Source organism: Candidatus Accumulibacter similis, assembly GCA_013347225.1.
Taxonomy (GTDB): domain Bacteria; phylum Pseudomonadota; class Gammaproteobacteria; order Burkholderiales; family Rhodocyclaceae; genus Accumulibacter; species Accumulibacter similis.
On record CP054595.1, the window covers coordinates 1,928,580 to 1,946,438 of the forward strand.

Annotated in this window: 17 protein-coding genes; 8 read left to right on the forward strand and 9 right to left on the reverse strand. The window is 64.0% G+C overall.

The genetic code is table 11. The features are described 5' to 3' along the window. The first annotated feature begins 42 nt into the window (after nt 1–42). Nucleotides 43–588: an oligoribonuclease gene (gene orn, locus HT579_08930; protein QKS29016.1), complete on the forward strand. Its 546-nt coding sequence runs from the start codon at nt 43–45 to the stop codon at nt 586–588. 31 nt (nt 589–619) lie between these two features. Here orn and HT579_08935 read toward each other — a convergent pair whose 3' ends face one another. The 4 genes from HT579_08935 to trxA all read right to left on the reverse strand — a co-directional run bounded on the left by HT579_08935 (nt 620) and on the right by trxA (nt 4,580). Further along, nucleotides 620–2,284: a glycosyltransferase family 39 protein gene (locus tag HT579_08935; protein QKS29017.1), complete on the reverse strand. Its 1,665-nt coding sequence runs from the start codon at nt 2,282–2,284 to the stop codon at nt 620–622. Nucleotides 2,285–2,371: 87 nt separating this feature from the next. Then, nucleotides 2,372–2,587 (reverse strand): 50S ribosomal protein L31, encoded by a 216-nt coding sequence (rpmE, locus tag HT579_08940; protein QKS29018.1) that lies wholly within the window; start codon nt 2,585–2,587, stop codon nt 2,372–2,374. Nucleotides 2,588–2,799: 212 nt separating this feature from the next. Continuing rightward, a complete protein-coding gene (gene rho, locus HT579_08945) occupies nt 2,800–4,056 on the reverse strand; it encodes a transcription termination factor Rho (GenBank protein QKS29019.1) in 1,257 nt (418 codons plus the stop codon). A gap of 197 nt (nt 4,057–4,253) precedes the next feature. Further along, nucleotides 4,254–4,580: a thioredoxin TrxA gene (gene trxA / locus HT579_08950; protein QKS29020.1), complete on the reverse strand. Its 327-nt coding sequence runs from the start codon at nt 4,578–4,580 to the stop codon at nt 4,254–4,256. Between the two features lie 195 nt (nt 4,581–4,775). On the opposite strand from trxA, the gene HT579_08955 reads away from it, so the two are divergent. Both HT579_08955 and fadD read left to right on the forward strand, forming a co-directional pair. Beyond that, a complete protein-coding gene (locus tag HT579_08955) occupies nt 4,776–5,099 on the forward strand; it encodes a ferredoxin family protein (GenBank protein ID QKS29021.1) in 324 nt (107 codons plus the stop codon). Between the two features lie 272 nt (nt 5,100–5,371). After that, on the forward strand, nt 5,372–7,048 hold the full coding sequence (gene fadD / locus HT579_08960; GenBank protein QKS29022.1) for a long-chain-fatty-acid--CoA ligase FadD: 1,677 nt from the start codon (nt 5,372–5,374) through the stop codon (nt 7,046–7,048). Nucleotides 7,049–7,372: 324 nt separating this feature from the next. On the opposite strand, the gene HT579_08965 is transcribed toward fadD, so the two are convergent. The 3 genes from HT579_08965 to icd all read right to left on the reverse strand — a co-directional run bounded on the left by HT579_08965 (nt 7,373) and on the right by icd (nt 10,819). Continuing rightward, the gene (locus HT579_08965; protein ID QKS29023.1) at nt 7,373–7,990 is read right to left on the reverse strand and encodes an ankyrin repeat domain-containing protein; all 618 of its coding nucleotides are present in this window, start codon (nt 7,988–7,990) and stop codon (nt 7,373–7,375) included. 302 nt (nt 7,991–8,292) lie between these two features. Then, nucleotides 8,293–9,192, reverse strand: a complete 900-nt coding sequence (locus HT579_08970; protein ID QKS29024.1) for a DUF4399 domain-containing protein — start codon at nt 9,190–9,192, stop codon at nt 8,293–8,295. 397 nt (nt 9,193–9,589) lie between these two features. After that, nucleotides 9,590–10,819 carry an NADP-dependent isocitrate dehydrogenase gene (icd, locus tag HT579_08975; protein ID QKS29025.1) on the reverse strand — a complete coding sequence of 410 codons (1,230 nt, stop codon included), beginning with the start codon at nt 10,817–10,819 and terminating at the stop codon, nt 9,590–9,592. A 357-nt stretch (nt 10,820–11,176) separates the two neighbouring features. Between icd and aceK the strand changes: the two genes are divergently transcribed. Further along, a complete protein-coding gene (gene aceK / locus HT579_08980; GenBank protein QKS29026.1) occupies nt 11,177–12,928 on the forward strand; it encodes a bifunctional isocitrate dehydrogenase kinase/phosphatase in 1,752 nt (583 codons plus the stop codon). 41 nt (nt 12,929–12,969) lie between these two features. Here aceK and hyi read toward each other — a convergent pair whose 3' ends face one another. Further along, on the reverse strand, nt 12,970–13,824 hold the full coding sequence (gene hyi, locus HT579_08985; GenBank protein QKS29027.1) for a hydroxypyruvate isomerase: 855 nt from the start codon (nt 13,822–13,824) through the stop codon (nt 12,970–12,972). 49 nt (nt 13,825–13,873) lie between these two features. Between hyi and HT579_08990 the strand changes: the two genes are divergently transcribed. Continuing rightward, complete coding sequence (locus HT579_08990) at nt 13,874–14,434, forward strand: cob(I)yrinic acid a,c-diamide adenosyltransferase (protein ID QKS29028.1); 561 nt, start codon at nt 13,874–13,876, stop codon at nt 14,432–14,434. Nucleotides 14,435–14,484: 50 nt separating this feature from the next. Beyond that, on the forward strand, nt 14,485–15,042 hold the full coding sequence (locus tag HT579_08995; GenBank protein QKS29029.1) for a hypothetical protein: 558 nt from the start codon (nt 14,485–14,487) through the stop codon (nt 15,040–15,042). A gap of 123 nt (nt 15,043–15,165) precedes the next feature. On the opposite strand, the gene HT579_09000 is transcribed toward HT579_08995, so the two are convergent. Next, nucleotides 15,166–16,644, reverse strand: a complete 1,479-nt coding sequence (locus tag HT579_09000; GenBank protein ID QKS29030.1) for an FMN-binding glutamate synthase family protein — start codon at nt 16,642–16,644, stop codon at nt 15,166–15,168. 58 nt (nt 16,645–16,702) lie between these two features. On the opposite strand from HT579_09000, the gene HT579_09005 reads away from it, so the two are divergent. Together HT579_09005 and HT579_09010 are read left to right on the forward strand one after the other, a co-directional pair. Continuing rightward, the gene (locus HT579_09005) at nt 16,703–17,560 is read left to right on the forward strand and encodes a carboxylating nicotinate-nucleotide diphosphorylase (protein QKS29031.1); all 858 of its coding nucleotides are present in this window, start codon (nt 16,703–16,705) and stop codon (nt 17,558–17,560) included. Between the two features lie 161 nt (nt 17,561–17,721). Next, entirely contained in the window at nt 17,722–17,859 is a 138-nt protein-coding gene (locus tag HT579_09010; protein ID QKS29032.1) for a hypothetical protein, read from the forward strand.

Genomic DNA, 17,859 nt, shown 5'->3' on the forward strand with positions numbered 1-17,859 from the left:
GATTGTGACACAATGGCGCTTTCGCGGTTCAGGTGGGATTATATGGCACAGGCCGAAAATCGCCTCGTCTGGCTGGACATGGAGATGACCGGGCTCGAGCCCGAGCGGGACCGCATCATCGAGCTGGCGATGGTCCTGACCGACGATCAACTGGTGACGATTGCCGAGTCGCCGGTGTGGGCGGTGCACCAGAGCGACGCCTGTCTCGGCGCGATGGACGAGTGGAACCGCAAGACGCACGGTCGTTCGGGGTTGATCGAGCGGGTCAGGGCGTCGTTGCTTGACGAGGCGGCGGTCGAGGCGGCCGCGCTGGATTTTCTGCGCGCGCACGTGGCGCAGGGGGCGAGTCCGATGTGCGGCAACTCGGTGGGCCAGGATCGGCGCTTCATGTTGCGCTACATGCCGCAGCTGGAGGCATGGTTCCACTATCGCAACCTCGACGTCAGCACGCTGAAGGAGCTTTGCCGACGCTGGAAACCGGATCTCGCCAGGGGTTTTGTCAAGAAGGCCGATCACACTGCGCTGGCCGACATCCGTGAATCAATTGGCGAACTGCAGTACTACCGCGAGCATTTCATCCGGTCGTAACCAAAGGAGATCGCGGTTGCCTCGTGCCGCATCAGGAGGCGCCTGCGGCGGCCCGGTTGCTGCCGCGCAGGTAGAGCTGCAACTTCTCGCTCTCGCGGCGATCGGTTGGACGCCCGCCCTGCCATATCTTGCGCCAGCCGCTTCCCGTCGTCAGGCCGCCGTCCCGGGGCGAACCATGCGTCAGGCGCAGCTCGCAGTTTCTGGCGGCAGGCGATGCCGCCGGCAGCGTGCGTATCCCCTCGAAGTAGTCGAGCGAGGCGAGCACGGGATCCCCCACGTTGACGCTCGCGATACACCCGTAGCTCGTTGGCAGGTTTCTGGCGAGTGACGCGGCCGGTTGTCGATAGGTCTTGATGTGGTCGATCCATGGCATCCAGAGCGCTGCCACCAGCAGCCAGAAGAGCGTCAGGCCGGCCATCCAGTGCATGATGCCGCGCATCGGGGAGCGGGCCGTGGTGACGATCAGCCAGCACCACGCGGCTGTCGCCAGCAGTGCGAAGCCGGCAGCGATGAGACTGAAGTGGGCGATGAAACCCGGCGCCAGCCGCAGCGACTGCCGGCCCAGGCTTGCCGGCCAGCCGAAGACGATGGCGCACCAGCCGAGCCAGGCGAGCAGCGCCAGGATACTGAAGGTGATCATGCCGAACCAGTCGAACGCGTTGGCGGCGCCGCGTCGAAGCGAGCTGACTCCCGGCACTGCCAGCAGCACCAGCGGCGGTAGCAGCAGCAGCGCCGATGCGCTGCGGCCATCCAGCCAGAAGCTGATCGTCGGCAGGGCGAACAGCAGGGCGAAGATCGGCAGAGCAAGGGGTGTCCTGCGCAGGTGCCGACGTCTTGCCCACAGAGCCCAGGCGGCGAGCGGGAAAGCCGGCCATGCGTACCAGGGCAACATGAGCAGGAGGCGCAGCAGCCGTGACCAGGGTTGCGCCGTGCCGCCGAGCTGGCTCAACTCCGCGAGACCGAAGGCAGCCAGATATGCCGGGTCGCGGAGTGACAGGGCAAGGAGCCAGGCGGCGGCAGGAAGGGTGGCCAGCAGCAGGGAGGCCGCCAGCAGGATCACTGCATGTTGCCGGTTCTCGGCGCGCCAGGCGACGAGGGCTGCGACCGGCAGCAGGGGCAGCATTGCCGCCAGGCCGTTGGTCAGCAGGCCGAGGCCGAGGGCCGTGGCGAAGACGATGGCGCCACGGCGTGGCCGCCGATCGAGCTGTGTCAGCCCCCAGTAGGCGGCCGCATGCGCTGCCAGCGTCGCCAGCATCGGTTGCGCCTCGTGCGCATGGAAGAGGAAGCCGATACTGCCGGCCAGCAGCAGCGGCGCTGCTGGGGCCTCGCCGCGGCCGTGCAGTTCGCGGGCTGCGAGCAGAATGAAGGCAAGCGCCAGCAGGGTGCACACGCCGCTGGCGAGGCGGGCGCCATCATGCAGCGGCAGCAGCCAGGATGACAGGTAGCCGCTGCTCGCTGCCAGCCAGTAGTACAGGGGAGCGTCAGGATACGGACGGCCGGCGAGTCCCGGTGTCAGCCAGTTGCCGCTCGACAACATCTCGTGTACGACGCCGATGGTCACGGCGTCGTCGTTCTTCCACGGGTCGTGGCCGATCAGGCCAGGCAGGACGTAAAGGGCGAGCAGGAGGGCGAGGCTCCAGCCGCTTGGCGGCAGGGTGAGGCCCCGGAAACGAGCCGGCTTCGCATGTTCCAGCATCTGGGAGCTATGGCCGAAGGCGTGCGCCTGGCGGAAACGAAAAAGGCAGCCGGGGGGCTGCCTTACTGGTCGACCCCGCCGTTCGACCTAGGCCGTCTTGCGCATGGCGCCGTACTTCTGATTGAACTTCTCGACCCGACCCGCAGTATCGATGATCTTCTGCTTGCCGGTATAGAAGGGATGGCAGGCCGAACAGACCTCGACGTGCAGTGCCTTTTTCATCGTCGATCGGGTGGTGAAGACGTTGCCGCAGGAGCAGGTCACCGTGATCTCGTTGTATGCAGGGTGGATCTTGTCTTTCATCTGTTGTTCTTCCGGTACGTTGGAACTGGCGGGTCATCACGAATGGACGCTGCCCGGGAGGTCGGGGTTCTCCGAGAGGCGGGATTATCAGCGATTTTTCCCCGATCTGCAATCTGCTGCTGCAACTCTGCGCAACTGCACATCCGGACGCTGCGGTGCATCACCCCTGTACGGCAGAGGAGAATCCCGCCGCTGTCCGCTGTGGCAGATGGTCAGCGGCGCATCGAGTCAAAGAACTCGGCGTTGCTTCGGGTTGCCTTGATCTTGTCGAGCAGGAACTCCATCGCTTCGAGATCATCCATGTTGTAGAGCAGTTTGCGCAGGATCCACATCTTCTGCAGCACGTCCGGCTTCAGCAGCAGCTCTTCGCGGCGCGTTCCCGATCGATTGACGTTGATGGCCGGATAGACACGCTTCTCCGCCATTCGCCGGTCGAGATGGATTTCCATGTTGCCCGTGCCCTTGAACTCCTCGTAGATCACGTCGTCCATGCGGCTGCCGGTATCGATCAGCGCCGTGGCGATGATCGTCAGCGAGCCGCCTTCCTCGATGTTGCGCGCGGCGCCGAAGAATCGCTTGGGCTTCTGCAGCGCATTGGCGTCGACACCACCGGTCAGGACCTTGCCGGAGGCCGGCTGGACGGTATTGTAGGCGCGCGCCAGACGGGTGATCGAATCCAGCAGGATGACGACGTCGCGCTTGTGTTCGACCAGACGCTTGGCCTTCTCGATGACCATCTCGGCAACCTGTACATGGCGCGTTGCCGGCTCGTCGAAGGTCGACGCGACGACCTCCCCGCGCACCGAGCGGGTCATTTCGGTGACCTCTTCGGGGCGTTCGTCGATCAACAGGACGATCAGCGTGACATCCGGGTGATTGCTGGTGATGGCGTGCGCAATGTGCTGCATCATCACCGTCTTGCCGCTCTTCGGGCTGGCCACCAGCAGGCCCCGCTGCCCCTTGCCGATCGGCGCAATGATGTCGATGATGCGGCTGGTGACGTTCTCCTCGCCGCGCATGTCACGCTCCAGCTCAAGGTGCTCGGCCGGATGCAGTGGCGTCAGGTTCTCGAAGAGAATCTTGTTCTTCGACGCCTCCGGCGCTTCGCCATTGATTCGGTCGACCTTGACCAGGGCGAAGTAACGCTCACCTTCCTTCGGCGTGCGAATCTCCCCTTCGATGGTGTCGCCGGTGTGCAGATTGAAGCGCCTGATCTGGCTCGGGCTGACGTAGATGTCGTCCGTACTGGCGAGGTACGAGGTGTCCGGCGAGCGGAGGAAGCCGAAACCGTCGGAAAGGGTTTCGAGCGTGCCGTCGCCAAAGATGCTTTCGCCCTTGCGGGCCTGGTTCTTCAGCAGAGCAAAGATCAACTCGTGCTTGCGCAAGCGGTTGGCGCCCTCGATGCTGTTGTTGACCGCCATCTCGAGCAGTTGGCTGACATGTAGTGCTTTGAGTTCGGATAGTTGCATGTGCTGACGAGAGAGGAGGGAATGACCGAGCGGCCGCTCGCACGCAGATCAACCCGAGATATGCGCAAGAGGCCGAGAGAGGGCGGCTGGGATTGCTTGAAAAAGGAGAAGTCCTGAAGGCCCTGGGTTGGGCGGGGGGCTCTGAGCGGGAGACTCGTGTCTGCCCCCGGATCCTTCAGGCCGCGAGGGTAGCGGCTTCAGAGGTTGCTGTCAATGAACGTGACCAACTGCGCGCGCGACAGAGCGCCCACTTTCGTCGCCTCGACGTTGCCGTTCTTGAACAGCATCAGCGTCGGGATGCCGCGGATGCCATAGCTGGCCGGTGTCTTCTGATTGTCATCGATGTTCAGCTTGACGACTTTCAGGCGGCCCGCATAGTCGGTGGCGATGTCGTCGAGCAGCGGCGCAATCATCTTGCACGGGCCGCACCATTCTGCCCAGTAATCAACCAGAACCGGTTCTGTCGACTGCAACACGTCGGCAGTGAAGCTGTCGTCCGTGACATGATGGATGTGTTCGTTCATTGAAAGCCTCTTGCGGGATCTTGGATCGGGAGCTTGGGGGAGCGGCGGCAGGGCTGCCCTGGGAGAGAACTCGACTCCGGTCGGCGAGCTTGGCAATGCTAGCGAAAAAATCTCGTCAAGGGAAGCCGTGCATCTGCCCCGACGGCTGCAATTACGCTATAGTCCCCATCGTCTCATATCTCCAGAAGCGCGACCATGGCGTACGTTGTTACCGAGAACTGTATCAAGTGCAAATTCACGGATTGCGTCGACGTTTGTCCGGTTGACTGCTTTCATGAAGGGCCGAACTTCCTGGTGATCGATCCCGAGGAGTGCATCGATTGCACCTTGTGCGTCCCGGAGTGTCCGGCTGAGGCGATCTTCGCCGAAGACGATGTGCCGCAGGCGCAGCGCGGGTTCATTGCGCTGAATGCCGAACTGTCGCAAGTCTGGCCGGTCATTGCCGAGCGTCGGGAAGCCTTGCCGGATGCCGACGAGTGGAACAACAAGCCGGACAAGTTGCAGCACCTCGAACGCTGAACGGGCTGCCGCTCGCGGCGGATGCCGGCGGGCTCGTGCGTATCGGCAATTGACGCTGACCAGGCGCGCCGTCAACGGATCCGTCGCCGGTCCGCCGCGGCAGCCGATGACCGGGACGCAGGCAGCGCCGCCACCTCAAAATCCTTTAGAATTGTCCGCGGCTGCGTTCATCGGGGCGCTCGTGTCTGGCAGGCAGGCAGGAGTGGCAGGACATCTGGTGGCCGGCATGGCGGCAGTCCCAATACAGAAGCGATAATCAAAGGAGGAGAACAGTGGAAAAGATCTGGCTGCAGAGCTATCAGAAGGGTGTGCCGGCCGAGGTGGACCTGAGCGAGTTCCAGTCGCTTGGCGAGTTGTTCGAGAAGAGCGTCGGCCAGTACCGCGATCGCGTCGCCTACATCAGCATGGGTGCACAGATGACCTACGGCGAACTCGACAAGCTGTCGCGGGATTTTGCCGCCTATCTGCAGTCGGTTCTCAAGCTGCCCCAGGGCGCGCGCGTCGCGCTGATGATGCCGAATGTCCTGCAGTATCCGATCTGCATCTTCGGCGCGCTGCGCGCTGGCTACGTCGTGGTCAATGTCAACCCGCTGTATACGCCGCGCGAACTCGAACACCAGTTGAAGGACTCAGGCGCCGAGGTGATCGTCATTCTCGAGAACTTCGCCGTGACGCTGGAGCAGGTGGTGGCCCGGACGCCACTGAAGCACATCGTCGTCGCTCGTCTCGGTGACATGTTGCCCTTCCCCAAGGGGGCCGTCGTCAACTTCGTCGTCAAGTATGTCAAGAAGATGGTCCCCGCCTGGACGCTGACGCGGGCAGTGAATTTTCGTACGTCACTCGGCAAGGGCGCGTCCGCCGAACTGAAATCGGTTACCGTGCAGCAGGAGGATCTGGCCTTCCTGCAATATACGGGGGGCACCACGGGCGTTTCGAAAGGGGCGATGCTGATGCATCGAAACATCCTGGCGAACCTGGCGCAGGCGCACGCCTGGATCAAGCCGGCGCTTGGCGACGAACAGCACATGGTCGTTACGGCACTGCCCCTTTATCACATCTTTGCTCTGACGGCAAACTGCTTCACCTTTTTCAAGATCGGCGCCAGCAACCTGCTGATTGCCAACCCGCGCGACATTCCCGGCTTTGTCGGCGAACTCGCCAAGCATCCCTTTACCGTCATTACTGGTGTCAACACGCTGTTCAATGCGCTGCTGAACAACGATGCCTTTTGCGCGCTCGACTTCGGCCACCTCAAAGTCACTCTCGGCGGTGGCATGGCGGTGCAGAAGGCGGTGGCGGAACGATGGAAGCAGGTTACCGGCAAGCCGCTGATCGAGGCTTACGGGCTCACCGAAACCTCCCCGGCAGCAACGATCAATCCACTCGACATGCCGGCGTACACCGGTGCCATTGGTGTTCCCATCTCGTCGACCGAGGTGGCCATTCGCAACGATGCGGGCATGGACGTGCCACTCGGCGAGCGTGGCGAACTGTGCATCCGTGGGCCGCAGGTGATGAAGGGCTACTACAACCGTCCGGAAGAAACCGCGAAGGTGATCATGCCGGACGGCTTCCTCCTCACCGGTGACATCGCCGTGATGGACGAAAAAGGCTTCGTGCGCATTGTTGACCGCAAGAAGGACATGATTCTTGTCTCCGGATTCAATGTTTACCCAAACGAGGTCGAGGACGTGGTGGCGCTGCACCCTGGAGTACTTGAGGTGGCCGCAGTCGGGGTGCCGCATGAGAAGTCCGGCGAGGTGGTGAAGGTCTTCGTGGTCAAGAAGGATCCGGCGCTGACCGCGGAGGTGCTGATCGCCCATTGCCGCGAGCATCTCACCGGCTACAAGGTTCCGGGTCAGGTCGAGTTTCGCAGCGAGCTGCCAAAGACCAACGTCGGCAAGATCCTGCGCCGCGAGTTGCGCGACGAAGCGATCAAGAAGTCCTGACTCGTTGCGAAGAAGTCGTCACGAGCACGCCAGCAGGCAGGCGGCGCAGGCGGACGACGGGACACGTCACCCTTGTCCGGCGGACGGACGCGAGGGCGCAGGGGCAGTTCGCGGCCTGCAGCGTCGGCGCGCCGGGGGTTGTCGGCCAAGCCGTGCAGGCAAGCCGACGTCAGCGTGCCGCGATGGACGGTGCGCGTGGCTGCTGCTGCACGCCGAGTGGGGTCGAGCGTCCGCGGGTGATGAGAGTTGGCGGCGGACGGGCCGTGCTGTGCCGCTTGGCTGTGCGGCGAGTCTTGTCGCCAGCGCCGGCTGTTCGGCCCCCGGTCAATCCTTTGCCGATTGCTGCTGCCGGAGCACTTCCGCGGTGATCGGGTGCTTGTTCCGCGAGGCGTAGAACAGCGGCGTGTTGCCGCTCCTGTCCTTGCTCTTCGTGTCCGCGCCGCTGTCGATCAGCAGGCGCGCGACCCTGGGTTGGCCGGTTGCCGCCGCCAGGTGGAGCGGCGTCTGACCGGTCTCGGTGCGCGCATTGGCGTCAGCCTTTCTGGACAGCAACAGTTCAACTTCGAGTCTGCCGCCGGCGACGACCGCTGCATGCAGCGGTGTCATGCCGATGCGGTCGCGGGCTTCGATATTCGCACCCTTGGCGAGCAGCAGTTCGCTGGCTTTCGTGCGGCCGTAGAAGGCCGCCATGTGCAGGGCTGTCCTGCCCAGAGCGTCGCTGTCGTCGATCTCGGCACCTGCCTCGAGCTGTGCCCTGATCGCTCCCAAGTCACCACGAGCTGCGGCTGCGGCCAGCGGGGCTGCCGCCGTTGGCGGCTCCTCGACGCTGATGGCCGGTGGTGGCGTTGGGGTGCTGCCCTCGGGCTCGCGATTGCAGCCAGCCGTGGCGACGAGGAGCACGCAGATCAGCGATACGGCGGTGTGGGGAAAGGCTATCTTCATCTCACAAGGTTCCAGCCCGGTTCAAACGCACCTCTGCCGGCGATCCCGCCTGCAGCGCTGTCTTCTGCAGGAGCCGGCTGACGTGTCCGGGCGGGACGGCACAAGTCCGTCACCGTTCACGGGTTCGCAATCGGTGCCGCGAATCTTACCATCGCCGTGCCGGCCGCGCCTGTCGCCAGTCCGGGGCGTGCTTCCCGGGGGCATCGCCGACGGAGCGCCGCAGCCGCTGTCCGGGCAGATCTGGAGAAGCGGTGCCCGGCTTCGTTCATCTCCGTGCCCCGGTCCTGGCGAGCATTCGTCCCTCACTGGCGGGCCACCATCTGGCGCCTGGCGACGGTCACCTGCAACTGACTGCGCAGCAGCGGCTTACCGTTGCTGGCCAGGAAGCTGAGGTCCACCTCGTAATCCCCTGCGTCCAGATCCAGGACCGCCTCGGTCTGGCCGTCGCTCAGACGGAGGTTGCGCAGTGGCGCACGATTCTGCCTGACGTCGATCTGGAAGAATCCGGTATCGGGGATCGCTGACTTCTCTGCTGCGACGCCAAGGCCGACTACACCCAGTTTGAGCAGGAACGGGCTGACGACCGTCTCGCCGTCACGGAGATTCTTCACGTAGACGAGTCTGTCGGCCTCTGGTGGTGTCGTGACCTCGTCCTGGTACCACGCCTGGCAAGTGTCGGCAAAGCGTGCCGGGTCGATCTTCGGCTTCGGCAAGACCTTTCGGCCACCGGTTACCATGATGTTGATCTTGCGGCTGAAGACGTAATACGGCCGATGTTCGTGATCGGCAAACAGCAGTCGCAGACTGTGCTGGCCGGGCGACAGCTCGAGTGCGACTGCGGTCTGTCCCTTGCCAAAGTGCCGGTGCTTGTCTGAGAAGGGAATCGGTTCGGCAACAGAGGCGGGCAGCGGGGTGTCGATCAGCAAGTGGTGATGGCCCGTCTTCTCGCGCTTGTTGCCGGCGGGCATGACGCCCATGCCGCGGATGCCGAATTCTACCCACAGCGGGCTGCGGACCTCGAAACCATCGCGCAGGTTGGAGAACGTGACCGGCGTCGAGTCGGCGAACAGGCTGACGGCCGTCCGGTCGGCGGTGAACTGCAGCCAGCAGCGGCGTTCGAGCGGATCATCGGGCAGCGGTCTGGCGACGGCGAAGGAGCACAGGAGCGGCGCGATCACGGAAAAACTCAGCCGGTGGTTCATCGGTGGCCTCCCTCCGGGCAGCAGGTGGTGAGCGACGGACTGCGGTAGCGGTGCGCGCTGGTCGCCGCCGATCGGCATCAGGAAACCGCCGCACCCCGGCCGGGGCTGTCAGGCAGCGCCATCGGCGAGGTGTGCGCTGCCGGCTGGCAGCGCCTAGTCAGAGCGGTGGCGCGCCTTTCGGCTCCAGAAGTCGCCGCCGATTCTACAGCATCGTTTGCCCGGCTGGACAAGCGGCTGCCTGGTGGCTCGCCATTTGGCAGGCAGGTGCCCGGGATGCGGCCGTGCTTTCAGGCCAGCGGGCGCCTGCCCATGCAGTGGCCGGTGCATCCGAAAGGTGCAGGGCCCCCTCGCGGGGGCCCTGATGGTGCGGCAGGCACGGGCTTGTGCCGGCAAGCCCCTACATGCGGGCGATCATGGCGTCGCCGAATTCGGAGCAGGAGACCTCGGTGGCGCCTTCCATCAGGCGCGCGAAGTCGTAGGTGACGACCTTGTCGCCGATCGCCGCTTCCATCGCGGCGATGATCAGGTCTGCGGCTTCGAACCAGCCGAGGTGGCGCAGCATCATCTCTGCCGAAAGGATCAGCGAACCCGGGTTGACCTTGTCCAGGCCGGCATACTTGGGCGCCGTGCCGTGCGTCGCCTCGAAGCAGGCGTAGGCGTCCGAGATGTTGGCGCCGGGGGCGATGCCGATACCACCGACCTGGGCGGCGAGCGCATCCGAGATGTAGTCGCCGTTCAGGTTCGTCGTGCAGATCACGTCGTACTCGGCTGGGCGCAGCAGAATCTGCTGCAGGAAGGCATCGGCGATCGAATCCTTGATGACGATGCCACTGGGCAGCTTGAGCCACGGCCCGCCGTCGATTTCGACGCCACCGAATTCCTTCTTGGCCAGAGCGTAGGCCCAGTCACGGAACGCACCCTCGGTGAACTTCATGATGTTGCCCTTGTGGACGATCGTCACCGACTTGCGCTTGTTGGTGATCGCGTACTTGATGGCTGCGCGAACGAGGCGCTCCGTCCCCTCCTGCGATACCGGCTTGATGCCAATGCCGGAGCTGGCCGGGAAGCGGATCTTCTTCACGCCCATCTCGTCCTGCAGGAACTTGATGACCTTCCGGCAGCCCTCGGAATTGGCTTCCCATTCGATGCCGGCGTAGATGTCCTCGGTGTTCTCGCGGAAGATGACCATGTTCGTCTTGGCCGGGTCCTTGAGTGGCGAGGGTACGCCGCGGAAGTAGCGCACCGGGCGAACGCACTGGTAGAGATCGAGTTCCTGGCGCAGGGCAACGTTCAGTGAGCGGATGCCGCCACCGACCGGCGTCGTCATCGGACCCTTGATCGATACCGAAAACTCCTTCAGTGCGTCGAGAGTCTCGGGCGACAACCAGACGTCGGAGCCGTACATCTGCGTCGACTTTTCGCCCGCGTAGACCTCCATCCAGAAGATCTTCTTGGCCCCACCATAGGCCTTGGCCACCGCGGCGTCCACCACCTTGATCATCACCGGCGTGATGTCGATGCCGATGCCATCGCCCTCGATGAACGGGATGATCGGGTTGTCCGGGACAGCCTGTCCCGGAACGATTTTCTGGCCACCTTGTGGGACTTTGATCAGACTTGCGCTCATGCCTACTCCGTGTAGTGTCGTGTGGGTGAATCATCCGGTTCGGGTACCAGCATCGCTGCATCGGGCCAGCGTTCACTGCCTGCGAACCGGCCCGACCGCATTGCTGTCTTGTGGGCACGAGGGACTCTGTCAGAAGCAAAACCATCCAGCGGCGCCACGCGCGATTATGTAGCAAATGCCGACGATTTGCCAGTGCTTCACGTCCCGCCGGAAGGTCCGCCATGAGCTGCCGACGGGCTCCGGGCGGGTTTCTCAGGCCACTGGCGGCGCTCCCGCGGAGGGCGCCTCCGCACCTTTGGTGCGGCGCAGCAGGCGCGGTGCTACAATGCCGCCGTGTTGGACTCGCGAGTGGCTGTCATGGATCTCCCCAGCATCGAAAACCTGCTCCCACGGCGTATCGCCGAGGCGATGATCGATGGTTTCAACCGGCACTACCGAATCATTCGCCACTACGGTCAGCAGGCCAAGCTGCTCTTCGAAGCGGCAGACTGGAAAGGCGTTCATGACGCGGTGCGCGAGCGTATCCGCTCCTACGATGATCGCGTCAGCGAGACCGCCGACCTGCTGTGTGCCAACTACGGTGCTGCGGCGCTCGATGACGCGACTTGGCAGCAGCTCAAGCTCTTCTATATCGGTCATCTCATCAACCACAAGCAGCCCGAGCTTGCCGAGACCTTCTTCAACTCGGTGTGCACCAAGATTCTGCATCGGACCTACTTCAACAACGATTACATCTTCGCCCGGCCGGCGGTGTCGACGGAGTACATCCAGTCATACCCGCCAGTCTATCGCAGCTACTATCCGGCCCACCGCGGCTTGCGCCGCACCGTCCGCCAGATCATCACGGATTTCGATTGGCAGCGCCCTTTCGAGAATCTCGACCGCGACGTCGACTACATCATGCGGACCCTGAGGAGGCGGTTGGATGAGTGGCCCGCGGCCGAGGCCAACGCACAGATCGAGGTCCTGCATTCCGCCTTCTATCGCAACAAGGGTGCCTACATTTTCGGCAAGGGAATCAACGGCCATGCCGAATTCCCGTTCGCCGTTGCCGTCGTGCATTCGCCGGCCGGCGAACTGGTGGTCGACACCATCCTGCTCGACAGCGCGCAGATCAGCATCCTGTTCTCACTGTCGCGCGCCTACTTCATGGTAGACATGGAGGTCCCGTCGGGCTACGTGCAGTTCCTGCGCAGCATCATGCCGCACAAGCCACCGTCGGAGATCTACACGATGCTCGGCCTTGGCAAGCAGGGCAAGATTCTCTTCTTCCGGGATTTGAAGCACCATCTGCGGCATTCGCAGGACCAGTTCGTCATCGCACCGGGAATTGCCGGCCTGGTGATGCTGGTGTTCACCCTGCCTTCATACCCCTATGTCTTCAAGCTGATCAAGGATGTGTTTGGACCGAGCAAGGAGATGGACCGCGAGACGGTCAAGCGCAAGTATCTGATGGTCAAGCAGGTGGACCGAGTCGGCCGGATGGCCGATACCCTCGAGTTCTCGCAGGTGCTGCTGCCGAAGAAGCGCTTCTCGGTCGAACTCCTCGAAGCCTTGCGCACGCTGGCACCATCGTTGCTTGAGGAAGAGGGTGACAATCTGGTGATCAAGCACCTCTATATCGAACGTCGCCTGACGCCGCTCAACCTCTACCTCGACGCGGCGACACCCGCGGAGATCGACCAGGCTGTCCTGGAGTATGGCAACGCCATCAGGGAACTGGCGATCGCCAACATCTTCCCGGGCGACATGCTGTGGAAGAACTTCGGCGTGACGAGCTACAAACGTGTGGTCTTCTACGACTACGACGAGATCGAGTACATGACCGACATCAACTTCCGCGCCATCCCGGAGCCACCGTACCCCGAGATGGAGATGTCTGGCGAGCCTTGGTACTCGGTCGGTCGGTACGACGTCTTCCCGGAGGAGTTCGCCAGCTTCCTGCTCGGCTCGGCGAAGGTCCGCTCGGCCTTCCTGAAGTACCATCGGGCCCTGTTGAACGTCAAGTTCTGGCAGACGACACAGGAGAGAATCCGCGCCGGCCACGTCGAGGATTTCTTCCCGTACTCCGAGGAACTGCGCTTCTGCAAGGTCTATGCCGACGGTTGATCCCGAGTCCTGTGGTGACCAGGGCAACTGGCCAGGGATGGTCAATGCCGCTGCGGGGGTGGCGGCGGCTCCGTTCCGTCAGCACGCGCCGGCGGCAGGGGGGCCAGCCATTCGCGCGCCCAGCCGAGGCTCCTTTCCGTATTTGCCAACGTTGGCCGGTACTCGCAGCCCAGCCAGCCGTCGTAGCCGATGCGGCGAAGCAGGTCGAAGAGAAAGGGGTAGTTGATTTCGCCGCTGCCGGGTTCGTTGCGGCCCGGGTTGTCGGCCAGCTGGATGTGCGCGATGCGGTCGATGTGGCTTTCGATCGTCTGCGCCAAGTCTCCCGCCATCACCTGGGCATGGTAGACGTCATACTGCAGCCAGAGGTTCGGGATTGCCAGTTCGGCGATCAACGCCAGAGCCTTGGCTGGCGTGTCGAGCCAGAAGCCGGGCATGTCGACGCGGCTGTTGATCGGTTCGATCAGCAGCCGGATGCCATGCCGTGCAAGCTGCTCGCCGGCGTAGCGCAGATTGCCCGTCAGGGTTGCGTGCAACTCTTCGTCGACAATGCCGGTCGGCGCGATTCCGGCCAAGCAGTTGAGCTGCCGGCAGCCAAGCGTGCGTGCGAAGTCGATTCCCAGCGCGACCGATTCGCGGAACTCGGCTTCGCGTCCCGGCAGACAGGCGATTCCTCGTTCGCCTGCCGCCCAGTCGCCCGCCGGCAGGTTGTGCAGAACCTGCTGCAGGCCGTTTTCGCGCAGCAGCGCGCGCAACTCGTCGCGATCGCAGGCGTAGGGAAACATGTATTCCACGCCGCGAAAGCCTGCGCGTGCGGCGCGTTCGAAACGCTCGCCGAATTCATACTCGGTGAACAGGAAACTGAGGTTGGCACTCAGTTGCAGCGCGGGGCGGGTCACGAACGCTCCTTCGTCTATAATCGTCTATATTCTGATCAGGAAAATCCTCATGGGCAATCGTTTGTCGAAAATCGTCACGCGGACCGGTGATGCCGGTACCACCGGCCTCGGTGATGGCACGCGCGTGGCCAAGGACAGTCTGCGCATCGAGACGATCGGCCAGGTCGACGAACTCAATTCGACGATCGGCGTGCTGTTGACCGAGGAGATTCCGGACGACATCCGGCAGGCACTGACCGGAGTTCAGCACGACCTTTTCGATCTCGGCGGGGAACTGTGCATTCCCGGAATGAGCATGATCAGCGATGCGCAGGTGGGCCGCCTCGAGGACCTCGTCGAGCGCTTCAACGACGACCTGCCGCCGCTGAAGGACTTCATTCTCCCCGGCGGCAGCCGGGCCGCCGCCTTGGCACATCTTGCCCGGACGGTATGCCGTCGCGCCGAGCGCCATGTGGTGCACCTGTCACACAGCGAGACGGTCTCCGACTTCGCGCGCAAGTATCTCAACCGCCTGTCCGACCTGCTGTTCGTCCTGGGCCGTGCGCTGAACCGCGCCGCCGGTTGTGGCGACGTGCTGTGGGTACAGGGGAAGCACCGTGCCGGTGGTTGAGAACGCCTGTGGCGGAAGCGTGCCATGCTTCCTAACGATGGAGTGCCAGGATGACCAGCAAGATCACCGTGATCACCACCGCGAATCGTGCGCGGCGTTTCGTCCCCACCGACGAAAGCAGTCTCGAGACCATCATCGACAGCCTGCGGCGCGGCGGGCACCTGTTCAGCGGCAAGCCACTGATCATCGGGGCGGGCGCGCAGACCGAGGTTTTTGCCGCTGCGGCGATCGCCTGCATCGAGATCGAGACCGCACGCGACCTTGAGGAGCATCTGCCCAGCCAGCACAATCTGAGCCTGACCGCGCTGACGCCGGAGCAGCGCGCCGAGCCCTTTGTCGGTGGCCTGGACGGCGATCATTTCAGCGTGCGGATCGAGTTCTTCTTCACCGGCGGCCACGCGCTGTACATGGCCGCTGCAGGCGTCCGCAAGCCGGCGCTCGCCGAACGGCTCATGAATCTGACCGGCCTGTTCGAACGGCCGGCGCTCCACTATCGTCTGGCCCAAGGGGGTATCGGCCTGATGAATCCGCGCGCGATGACGCGCTTCCTCATCAACCCCGGGGTACCCGATCTGCCGAGTGATGCCTGGCTCGCCGAGGCACTCTGACCGTCAGGCGTTCACCGGGGCTGCCCGACCGGGCAGCGCACGGCAGCTGATCCCGGCAAGGGTGGCCGAGGGCCGTGTCCGGCGCCACCTGCGAGTGCCTGCGCTGCCGCCACGTCCCGTTACTCAATTCGTCGCCGTGCCGGGATAGGGATGGAGGGCGTCGAGAGGGATGCTGCGCCCGGAGGGCTGGACGATGCGGACGTGCTCGCGGCGCAGTCCGCGGGCGTGCGCGAGACCACAGGAGTGGGCGATCATCTCGATCTCCCTGTTCATGTTGCGGCAGTAGGCGGCAACCCGTTCTGCCTTGTCTTCGACGACCAGGCCGCGTTGCAGGCGGGGGTCATGTGTGGTGACCCCGGTCGGGCAGGTGTTGGTGTGACAGCGCAGAGCCTGGATGCAGCCGAGCGAAAACATGAAGCCGCGTGCGGTGTTGACGAAATCGGCACCGGCTGCGAGTGCCCACGCAACCCGCGCCGGCGTCACCAGCTTGCCGGCTGCGATCAGGCGAATCCGTTGCGTGAGGCCGCTGGCCATCAGTGCGTCGGCCACCAGCGGCAGCGCTTCGTCGATCGACAGGGCCATGTGGTCGGCCAAGGCCTGTGGCGCCGCACCGCTGCCGCCCTCGCCACCATCGATGGTCAGGAAGTCGGGCGCGGCGTGCAGCCCGCGACGCGCGACGGCCGCCGTGAGCTCGTCCATGAACGCCCTGCCGCCGATCGCGGTCTTGACACCGACCGGCTTGCCGGTCATCGCACGAACGTGCTCGACCTGGTCGAGCAACTGGTCGATGTCGGCGACATCGCGGTGACGGTTCGGGCTCAGCGAGTCCTTGCCCAGCGGGATGCCGCGAATCTCGGCGATCTCGGGGGTCACCTTGTTGCTCGGCAGGACTCCCCCCTTGCCCGGCTTGGCGCCCTGCGACAGCTTGATCTCGAAGGCGCGGACGCTTTCGTGTGCTGCCAGCTCGCGCAGGCGCTGGTCGGACAGCTGTCCGTTGCCATCGCGGACGCCATACTTGGCGGTGCCGATCTGGAAGATGATGTCGCAGCCCCCTTCGAGATGATAGGGTGACAGGCCACCTTCGCCAGTATCCAGCCAGCAGCCGGCGGCGGCCGCGCCGCGCGACAACGCCTGCACGGCCGGTCTGGAAATGGCACCGAAACTCATGGCGCTGACGTTGACCAGCGAGCGGCCGCAGAACGGGGTCGGGCAGTAGCCTTCGCCGATCGGCAGCGGCGGCGTCGGACGCTGTTCCTCTTCGAGAACCGGGAAGGGTGCGTTGACGAATACCAGCGCGCCTGGCTCGTGGATCCGGTAGGTCGAGCCAAAGCCAATGATCCCGCCCTGGTTCTTCGCCATGCGATAGACCCAGCTCCGCGTTGCCCGGTCAAAGGGCATCTCGTCACGGTCGCCAAGGAAGAAATACTGCCGGAAGTACTCGCCCAGGCTTTCGAACAGGTAGCGCAGGTGGCCGACGAGTGGGAAGTTGCGCAGGACGGCATGCCTTTCCTGCGTCACGTCCTGTACGTAGAGGTAGACCAGGCCTCCGGCGAAAGCCAGTGCGAGCAGGACGCCCGCCGTGACGAGCAGCAGGTCGATCATTGATGCCTCCCATTGGTGATAAAATCCCATCAGTTGACGCTAGTGTACGGGAATCCTCATGACCTTTGCAGCCATGCTCGCGGGCGAAGTCGAACGCAACGTTGCCGCAGCGTTGGCCGAGGACGTCGGCAGCGGCGACCTGACGGCGCAACTGGTGCCGGCTGCGGCGCGCGCGCGGGCGACCGTGATCGCGCGCGAGGACGCCATCCTCTGCGGTTCTGCCTGGTTCGCTGCCTGTTTCCGGCAGCTCGACACGACGGTTCGCGTCGCTTGGCAGGTGCGTGATGGCGCACGCATCGGGCCGGGCCAGTTGCTGTGCGAGATCGAGGGGCCAGCGCGTGCGCTGCTGACCGGCGAGCGAAGCGCGCTCAACTTCCTGCAGTTGCTTTCCGGCGTTGCGACGAAGGCCCGGCAGTACGCCGATCAGGTGGCGGGAACGCGGGCGCAGGTGGTCGACACGCGCAAGACGATTCCCGGACTGCGATTGGCACAGAAGTATGCCGTCCGCTGCGGTGGTGGCGGCAATCATCGGCTCGGCCTCTACGACGGAATCCTGATCAAGGAGAACCACATCGTTGCCGCCGGCGGCATCGCCGGTGCGCTGGCGGCGGCGAAGCAGGTGGCCGCTGCCACTGGCGGAGTCTGCGAGTTCGTGCAGATCGAGGTCGAGAATCTCGACGAGTTGCGCCAGGCGCTCGCCTGTGGTGCGCAGATGGTCCTGCTTGACAACATGAGCCTCGATCAGTTGCGCGCGGCGGTGGCGATCGCTGCTGGCGGCGCAGTGCTCGAGGCATCGGGCAACGTCAGCCTCGAAACCGTCCGCGCGATCGCCGAGACCGGCGTGGACCGGATATCGATCGGTAGCCTGACCAAGGATGTCCGGGCTCTCGATCTTTCGCTGCGTTTTCAGGACTAGCCGGCCGGCGCTGACGAGCGGTAGCAGCATGCGGGCGGTGGCTCGCGCGGCGCCAAATGGGCATGCCGCAGTGCAAACCGGGGCTACGGCGATGATATCATCCGGTCGATGCGAGGCAGGCCGGGCGTTTTGGCTTCCGCCAACAGGGAGAGGGTGGTCTGATGCTATTTGCGCTGTTCTACGTACTGGCGATCACGATATTGATCATGCACTTCACGGGGTTCCTGGCGCGACACAATCTCGAATGGCTGGTACTGGTCCTGGCTGCGGCCGTCTTCCCGGCCGTCATTTACCTTTGA